The organism is Shigella sp. FC1967 (assembly GCF_001743005.1).
In the GTDB taxonomy this organism is placed as follows: Bacteria; Pseudomonadota; Gammaproteobacteria; order Enterobacterales; family Enterobacteriaceae; genus Proteus.
The window spans coordinates 1-8,313 of record NZ_MIIZ01000560.1 but is presented as its reverse complement, the minus strand read 5'-3'; the positions used below and the strand labels follow the sequence as shown (position 1 = coordinate 8,313).

The window sequence follows — 8,313 nt, the reverse complement described above, 5'->3', positions numbered from 1 at the left end:
CATTATAAAAGTTTTACTTGTGACCAGTTATCGGCAATTTTTTCTATTTAGTACCTAATTGCTCTATATGAAATGATTATATGTGGATATTATCCTGAATAATGATGATATGAGCCTAAATAGATATTGTTGATTTTATGTTGCGTTATATTGGCGCAATTTACCCCTTATTGTAACTATATATTAACAAAACTTATGGCACATAGATTAACTTCCAGAGATATTCTGGCATTAGGGTTTATGACATTCGCCCTATTTGTTGGCGCTGGCAATATTATTTTTCCTCCAATGGTCGGTTTACAATCTGGCGAATTTGTTTGGACTGCAGCAATTGGTTTTTTGATCACCGGTGTAGGTTTGCCTGTTTTAACGGTTGTCGCATTGGCAAAAGTCGGTGGGGGTATTGAGGCATTAAGTACACCTATTGGCAAATCAATGGGATTATTATTGGCTATTGTTGCCTATCTTGCTGTTGGACCTCTTTTCGCAACACCTCGCACTGCAACGGTTTCTTTCAAAGTGGGTATTGCTCCTCTAGTGGGTGATACAGAAATGTCATTGTTGATTTACAGCATTGTCTATTTCTTAATTGTTATTGGTATTTCACTTTATCCAGGTAAATTGTTAGACAGTGTGGGTCATATTCTTGCCCCGATTAAAATTCTGGCATTAGCGGTATTAGGTGTGGCTGCGATATTTTGGCCTGCGGGTGGTGCTATTCCTGCGACTGATGCTTATCGCGATATGGCGTTGACTCAGGGTTTTATTAACGGTTACCTCACCATGGATACATTGGGCGCAATGGTTTTTGGTATTGTTATTGTTAATGCGGCTCGCTCTCGAGGTATTGATAATTCATCACTGTTAACACGTTATACTATGTGGGCGGGGATCATTGCTGGTGTATTGTTAACTGCGATCTATTTGAGTTTATTTAAATTAGGCTCTAGCAGTGGCAGTATTATTCCGGGGGCTCAAGATGGCGCTGATATCCTACATGCCTATGTTCAGTATACTTTCGGCAATTTTGGTAGTTTCTTCTTGGCTGTACTGATTTTCTTAGCTTGTATGGTGACTGCTGTGGGTTTAACGTGCGCGTGTGCCGAGTTTTTTAGCCGTTATTTGCCTATCTCTTATCGTGCCTTAGTGTTGATCCTGGCGATATTCTCAGCCGTTGTTTCAAACTTAGGTTTGAGTAAGCTGATTGCGTTTTCTATCCCTGTACTGATAATGATTTATCCTCCTTGTATTGTGATTATTCTAATGAGTTTCACATTACGTCTGTGGAATAACCCAAGTCGTATTATCGCGCCAGCAATGGCTGTTAGCTTATTTTTTGGTATTTTTGATGCAATAAAAGCGTCTGATTATTTGAAGCATTTATTACCTGATTGGGCGACAAAATTACCTTTAAGTGAGCAAGGGTTAGCGTGGTTAATTCCTGTTCTCATTACGATTGTAGTTTGTGGTATTTATGACAAAGTTGCTGGTTCACACCATAAAAAAGTGATCCATACTGAAGCCATCAATAAGCAATAAAATGCAGTGAAAACAGATAGAGTTAAACGCAAAAAGGGAAACGGAAGTTTCCCTTTTTTATTGGCTTAAAACTCATCTTGTAATACCTCTTCAATAGTCCTTGGCATACGTGGTTTATTCATTTTCTTAGGATCAACAACCGCATAAAGATTATTTAAATCATCAAGGCATTGCCAAAGTAACAGTAACTGGCGTAGTGAAATTTTACCTTGTAACTCAAACTTTTTGATAGTTGAAGCAGGAACTGTACTACGCTCGGCAAGTTGTTCGCGTGACCATTTTTCTTTTTCACGCAACTTTCGTAAATGAGAAGCAAAGGCTCGACTCACATCGAGATCAGTAAGTAATGAGAGTTTCATTTATTAGCCCAAATAGATACTATAATGTCTAATTATAGCAAAAAATAGCTACTTTGGACATTATAGTGTCTATTTGATTTAAGGGTAGAGCAAACACGTTAGCTTAGATTGCTTATTAGTTTTTATCTGTAGAATACTGCTTTCCTGCCACCGGTTGTTGGTTTTCATTTAAATAATAGTGAACACCAGCTTCAATACCGTCTTCACCTTCATAGAAAATTTTAAAGCGAGTACGATTGCCGTCATGGTAAGCAATCACAGCACTCCCGTTTTTTCCTAAGCAGAACTGATGGAGAGTACCCGTTGAAATACACATACTGTCGTCGCCAGATACCGTGACTTTGCAGTTATCGCCAGTGTTAATTGCCACAGCGTTTTTTCCAGTCACATTGATTTGCGCTAAATCCCCTGTATTAGTGATTTTTGCGCGATCTTGAGAGGCTGTAATAAAATTACGCATACCACAGTTGGCGATATGAACACCACTACCTGCAGCATAAATCTTGACATCATTGCCACTATTACAAATGCGGGAGCGCCCGCCTAAGCTACCAATACGACACTGATTTCCTGTATTAGCCACTTTCCCTGCAAAACCCGTCATCATCAACTGATTGCTATAACCGGTGTTGGCAATGCTGTTTTCATCGCCAGAAAAAGCCACAATATTGTTACTTCCACACAAAGCAAGATCGGTACTTAGTTGTTGGCTTTTTAAGATCAATTGATGCCATTCGGTCGAGAATTGAATGTTTTCAGATGTTGGTAATGTGTTGTGATATGGAAGGCGTTGTAATGTCACGCCTTGTTGTTGTTCATTGCCGAGCAGGAACAAGATGTTTTCCATGACTTCTTGTTCCTGTTTGGCAAAGGACGCTTTATTAAAATGACGTAAATAAATATATTGAATAAAGCTTTCTATCCATTGTGTACGGCGCTGTTTTATTAACTCACTATGGATAGCACTGTAAGTGCCTCCATCAGGAAAATAACGCAAAAACCAACGATAAAGTGACGTTGAAACGTGCAGTTGTCGTAAGTCTTCTTTTGTTAATCTAATATTTTCCTTTGAAGGGACTGACATATAAGCTCCTTAATCCGTGTATTAATTAGTGTCTATGGTAACCGTCAACCATACTGCGAAATGTTTGGAATGGTGTTTTTCCTGTTGTACACAGATAAAGATGACCAATGATAAAAAAAGACACTACATACCGCTAAGAATTGGTGTGCGATTAATAACCATGCTTTAAACATCACTGCATCAGCAGGAATAAATGCTGGGTTTTGAAGTAAAACACCTGTTATTAAAAGTAGTGGAACTAATGCATACATCACACCTAAATAAGCCATTTGTTGCAGTGGATTAAACTTAACAGTGGGTGTTGCTGGGAAGGGGTGATCTTCTCCTTTGATAATGCCATAGAGATAAAAACGTGTTTGCATAAAAGCGCGGTGAAACCAGTTTTTACCCTCGATGCGGTAAAACTTGCCATTACCACCAACAAGATTAATCAGAACAAAGGATAACCAGCAAACCAAGAGTAGATAACCGCAAATTTCATGCACACTGACCAATAACGCCGTATCGTGGGCTGAAAGCAGAGCGAAATGGTTAATTCCACCACTGAGAAGCAACAGAATAAATAAAGAGGCATTACTCCAGTGCCACAAACGAACGGCTTTAGAGTAAAGATAGAGCTTCTCTTCTTTATGCGACTCACCGTGTGGTGTGGCAAAGCGATAACGCAAGAAGCCATGCAGAGCCAGAACAAGCAACATGCCAATAAATAATACGCCTGCAACAATTAACCAAAGGGGCAAATAATCAGGTGTATAGATTAAAACATACTCTTTTAGTGCGGCTTGGAACTGAGCACTGCCTGGCATTGTATTGACGATACTCATACTTTACCCTCCTCTTGAACATGAGGCCCTACACGGCGATAGAGATGGGGTTTTCCTACACCATCAAGTTGATAAATATAGTAATCGTGTGTTTTGAGCCATTCTTGAATTTGAGGGCTATCTTCTTTGCCAAATAACAGGGCATTTTGTGGACAAGCGCTCACACAAATCGGTGGGAAACCTTTTTGTAATCGGGACTCAAGACAAAAATCACATTTATCAGCAACATGTGTCACTGGGTTAAGATAACGTACTTGGTATGGACAGGCTGATATACAGTAGCTACATCCAATACATTTCTCTTTATTTACACGAACAATACCATTGGTTTCATCACGCCAAGATGCACCAGTCGGGCATACAGGGATACAAGGAGCATCTTCACATTGTTGACAAGAGTGTCTAAAGAAATGGTATTTATCGTTATCTTCTTTGAGGCTTAAGGGAATATGGGCAATATCCATTCGAGCCATACCATTAGGAACTTTATTTAATCGACGACATGCCGTGGCGCAGATATTACAGCCATTGCAAAGCGTCTCATCATGGATCATGGCATAGCGGATAGGTTTTTTTTCTGCAGTTGCGGCAAGCGCACTTCCTAGTGGCGCACTGAAAAAAATGACCGATCCCATACCTACTACAAATTTACGGCGAGAAACACGCATTATTTTTGCTCCTCAGTCTGATGATGTTGTAATACCCACATCGAATTTCGTTGATAAGGCAGAACATTAAGGATTTTCATGTTGTTCTACCTCGATCCATTCAGTTAAGCCTCGCGCTTTGCCGTAACTCATTAACGTATTGCTAAAGAGATAAGGGGCGTTATTGGAGGCTAAAATTTGCTGAATATCCTGAAAATCAGGGTGAGTTTTCATCAGTGTCAGTGCATCTTCAATCTCTGAAGCTGTGTAATGAAAAGGTTCAGACATCAACATGCTTTGTTTTAATGGTCGAGGATAGGTTTCGCATTCAAAACGAACGACACCTGCAATTGCTGTACAAATATCCGCATGGCGGTTTAATAATTGCAGTTGTGCGAAGTTATCGGACATAAATTCATCAGAGTAGAAATAATCCTCGCCATTGAGACTTAAATGGGCGATATCAATAAACTCGTCGCGCTTTAACGCGGTTTCTAACTGCGCAATATCCTCTTCAGTCAGGGAATAGGGCGCATCATACAGCGTTGAAATTGCTAATAGTTCACCTTCTTTTGAACATTGACGTATCGCATTCGCTAGATGTTGTTCAGCAGATAATTCGGCTATCTCTGCAACGGGTTCTTCTACGGTTACGGTATCCGTTGAGGTGTTAGCACTACGTCCAACACCTGTTTCTGATAATGGCAGTAACCAACGGCGACGAGAGATATCAGGTTGCTCTAAAGCAATATCTGTATCATCAGCGGTATCTTGTGGTATAGAAGCCGATGCATTTTGTTCTATCATCATGATCTCCTTCTTTTACCTATTAACTGGGTAATAAACCACGAGACGCTAAATCGTCAGCAACATCTTGTAAACCAAGGCGAACTAAAGTGTCTTTTGTTGGGCAACCTAATTTAGGATCCCAGCCCATTTCTTCATAGAACATGGTGAGAGAAAGTTGCATGTCTTCTCTGTCCATTTTGTCGGTGCCTTCAGTAAAGACTGGAATATCAGGATCTTTATCAAATACCCATGAACAGATTTGGTCATGTTCATTACGCATATCCATGGTATTCATTAATTTAACGGTATAAGCGCGATGCAAAGTGAAAATACGCTCTGAGGCTAAATCCAGATCTTTAGATGTCGTCGGTTCACCCGTGATAGCAGTAAAGAATTTAGCTTCCATCTCTAAGTCACCACGATAATTACGGCTCTTATGAGGAGAAACCGTCATTGGCCAGACCCAGTTACATAAGGTGACAGCATCGTGTAAGCAACTACGTAAAATGGTCCACTTGGTATAAGCAATTTTGGCTTTATTGATTGGTGTATAGTTTTTGGTTTCATCAAAAGCATCACCAGAACCAAACAATTCACCTGCAATCTCTTTTTGTAGTTTCAGGGGTAAACCACTGCCGATATAGTTGATATGGGTATGTGTCATTGCATCTCGGTTAAACATACAGTTAACGATAGAACCAACTTGAGCCGATGCTTCATTCGCATGATGAATTGGGAAGCCCATTGGTGACCAAAGTTTGTTTTTCTTGTCAGCCCAATACTCTTCACCTAAATTCCAGCGCTGTGCGATAAGATAAGAGCCATCAGCAAGATGACTAAATTCACCTTTGCGATGGGCTAAACGATAGTAGAATTCTTTGATAAATTCAGGGTTACCTTCTTCCAGTTTATCCCATGGAATTTCGTTGTATTCGGCTTCAGGTAATACGCGTTTAAAGACACCGTGGGTATAACAATACGTGAAGTCACGATGAAGCTGACCGTAGTTACACCAAAGTCCCATATCATCAAAAATATTAAGACCGACTAGGTTACCAACAACGTTACCATCTCCTTTTTTCTCAACATCTTTAGGACCATTAGGGAAAATCGTTGTGTGGACGAAGTTAGCGACACAAGTGTTACCACCTGTTTGTGGTACACCAAATTTTTTCGCTTGTGGAACATTGAGTTGAGACATACAGCGGATAGGACAAGAGTGACAACCCCCCATTTTTACGGTGTATTCTTCTGCTTCTGGACCCAAGTCAAAGGTCGATTTCATGGTTCTAAAACCGACAGTATTGATATCACCCGGAGGGATTTCACCCGTTTCAATTGGTCCACCTTCAGCAGCGCCCCAATACAGTCCTTTACGTGCAGTCCAACGAGAGCCGGGGTGTGAATATTCTGCCCATGATTGCGGTGTACTCGGTACAACGTGATTATTATTAGAACCAATTAGTTGAGTCATCATGTAGTCATTAAGTTCTTTTAACGCTTTACGATCAGCAACGTTAACGCCACGACTCCCTTCGACAACAATTGCTTTTAATTTTTTAGAACCTAAAACAGCCCCAACACCCGCACCACCGCTATGATTACGGCTATTAATAATGCCAGATAAAGGAACGAGATTTTCGCCCGCAGGGCCAATGGTGGCAACACAAGCTTCTGGGCTTGTTTGAGCACACAACTCTTCTGTGGTTTGACGAACACCTTTACCCCATAAGAAAGAGGCATCTTCAATAGAAACTTGGTCATCATCAATATGGATCCAAACAGGTTTATCTGATTTACCTTCAATAATCAGAGCGTCATAGCCTGCAAATTTCATCCATGCTGCGAAAAATCCCCCCATATGAGCATCAACAACAAGATTGCCGCGCGTAAAAGTGGAAAGAGAAGTGATATTGACGCGAGAGCTACAAGGCGCACCCGAACCTGTCAAAGGGCCTACTGCAAAGATAACTTTGTTTTCTTCATCAAAAGGTTTAACGCCAGGAGCAACCTCTTCATACATAATTTTGTAGCCAAAGCCCATACCACCAATCAAGAATTTATACTTGCTTGAGCTTTCACGAGTGATGGTTCCAGTCGTCAAATTGATTCTTAGAATATTTCCAGTCCAGCCGTTAGTCATAATATTGCTTCCTAATCTAAATGTGGTTCAGTGATGTGATTGTCTGGATTTATTAAACAGTAATTTCTTTCCATTCAATGATTTGTAGAGCGCCTGTTGGACACGCTGATGCACACTCACCACATAAATTACATTTGCCGGATTTTTTAGTTTGTGGGTTGACGGTTGCCATCATCCACGGACAAGCTGTTGTACAGGCGGCACAACCAATACAACGACGTGTATCAACAACAATACAACCGAACTCTTCTTGATAGCGGATAGCTTTTACTGGGCAGACCTTCATACATTCAGGATCTTTACATTGGCGACAGGTATCGGTTGTAAAGTTTAAATCGCCATAAAGCCCACCACCGGAGCCAATACCTTTATCACCAAAATAAAAATGACGATGGATTTTGGTGCGTGAAAAGAAGGATCCAACGCTTCCATCATTCCATGTTGTACATGCTGTTTCACAGCGATGGCATCCCGTACAACGCGCTCTATTTGTGACTAAAACGCCTTTAGGTGTTGTAGTTAATTGAATTATTCCGCTATCTATTTCTTCTTGCTTACAACCCAAAAGAGAAAGCAATGCGGGTGCTATTGTGATCCCTGCAAGACCTTTACCGGATATTCGCAGAAACTCTAGTCTTGATAGCCCAATATCTAATATTGGACGATGATGTGTATCAGACATTAATATTTATCTCCGCTTAACTAATTTAATAAGAAATAAGTTGTGATGATAAATTATTTATTTATCCACTTGCCTTACCGTTATATAATAAATAAAATAGCGATTTGGTTAAGGGATATATTATTAATTTTCAACTGTTTTTTATGATAAAAATACATTGTGGTGAAATGTTAAATATTTTGTATTTACATGTGTTATCTCCACTTCTTACGTACTTTTTTATTATCCTCCCTGATATGTGTGGTT

Annotated in this window: 7 protein-coding genes and 1 pseudogene; 1 reads left to right on the top strand and 7 read right to left on the bottom strand. The window is 40.1% G+C overall.

The features are described from left to right. Window positions 1-195: 195 nt before the first annotated feature. The gene (gene brnQ, locus BHE89_RS05005; protein ID WP_069368736.1) at window positions 196-1,539 is read left to right on the top strand and encodes a branched-chain amino acid transport system II carrier protein; all 1,344 of its coding nucleotides are present in this window, start codon (window positions 196-198) and stop codon (window positions 1,537-1,539) included. A gap of 65 nt (window positions 1,540-1,604) precedes the next feature. On the opposite strand, the gene BHE89_RS05000 is transcribed toward brnQ, so the two are convergent. From BHE89_RS05000 to BHE89_RS04970, 7 genes and pseudogenes are all read right to left on the bottom strand, one after another. Beyond that, complete coding sequence (locus BHE89_RS05000; protein ID WP_069368608.1) at window positions 1,605-1,898, bottom strand: helix-turn-helix domain-containing protein; 294 nt, start codon at window positions 1,896-1,898, stop codon at window positions 1,605-1,607. A 115-nt stretch (window positions 1,899-2,013) separates the two neighbouring features. Continuing rightward, a complete protein-coding gene (gene ydhT / locus BHE89_RS04995) occupies window positions 2,014-2,982 on the bottom strand; it encodes a protein YdhT (protein WP_069368607.1) in 969 nt (322 codons plus the stop codon). Window positions 2,983-3,007: 25 nt separating this feature from the next. Further along, window positions 3,008-3,806, bottom strand: a pseudogene (gene phsC, locus BHE89_RS04990) (thiosulfate reductase cytochrome B subunit). Continuing rightward, window positions 3,803-4,474, bottom strand: a complete 672-nt coding sequence (locus tag BHE89_RS04985) for a 4Fe-4S dicluster domain-containing protein (protein WP_069368605.1) — start codon at window positions 4,472-4,474, stop codon at window positions 3,803-3,805. The pseudogene phsC and the gene BHE89_RS04985 overlap by 4 nt, the downstream one beginning before the upstream one ends. Before the next feature lie 66 nt (window positions 4,475-4,540). Then, entirely contained in the window at window positions 4,541-5,260 is a 720-nt protein-coding gene (locus tag BHE89_RS04980) for a YdhW family putative oxidoreductase system protein (protein WP_248620015.1), read from the bottom strand. 22 nt (window positions 5,261-5,282) lie between these two features. Continuing rightward, window positions 5,283-7,385, bottom strand: coding sequence for an aldehyde ferredoxin oxidoreductase (locus BHE89_RS04975; RefSeq protein WP_069368603.1), 2,103 nt, complete (start codon window positions 7,383-7,385; stop codon window positions 5,283-5,285). Window positions 7,386-7,437: 52 nt separating this feature from the next. Then, the gene (locus BHE89_RS04970; protein ID WP_006535141.1) at window positions 7,438-8,067 is read right to left on the bottom strand and encodes a ferredoxin-like protein; all 630 of its coding nucleotides are present in this window, start codon (window positions 8,065-8,067) and stop codon (window positions 7,438-7,440) included. Window positions 8,068-8,313: the final 246 nt, after the last annotated feature.

Coding starts and splice junctions, on each gene's coding strand:
- BHE89_RS05000 (WP_069368608.1), bottom strand. CDS start 1,898: ATGAAACTCTCATTACTTACTGATCTCGATGTGAGTCGAGCCTTTGCT.
- BHE89_RS04985 (WP_069368605.1), bottom strand. CDS start 4,474: ATGCGTGTTTCTCGCCGTAAATTTGTAGTAGGTATGGGATCGGTCATT.
- brnQ (WP_069368736.1), top strand. CDS start 196: ATGGCACATAGATTAACTTCCAGAGATATTCTGGCATTAGGGTTTATG.
- BHE89_RS04975 (WP_069368603.1), bottom strand. CDS start 7,385: ATGACTAACGGCTGGACTGGAAATATTCTAAGAATCAATTTGACGACT.
- BHE89_RS04970 (WP_006535141.1), bottom strand. CDS start 8,067: ATGTCTGATACACATCATCGTCCAATATTAGATATTGGGCTATCAAGA.
- BHE89_RS04980 (WP_248620015.1), bottom strand. CDS start 5,260: ATGATAGAACAAAATGCATCGGCTTCTATACCACAAGATACCGCTGAT.
- ydhT (WP_069368607.1), bottom strand. CDS start 2,982: ATGTCAGTCCCTTCAAAGGAAAATATTAGATTAACAAAAGAAGACTTA.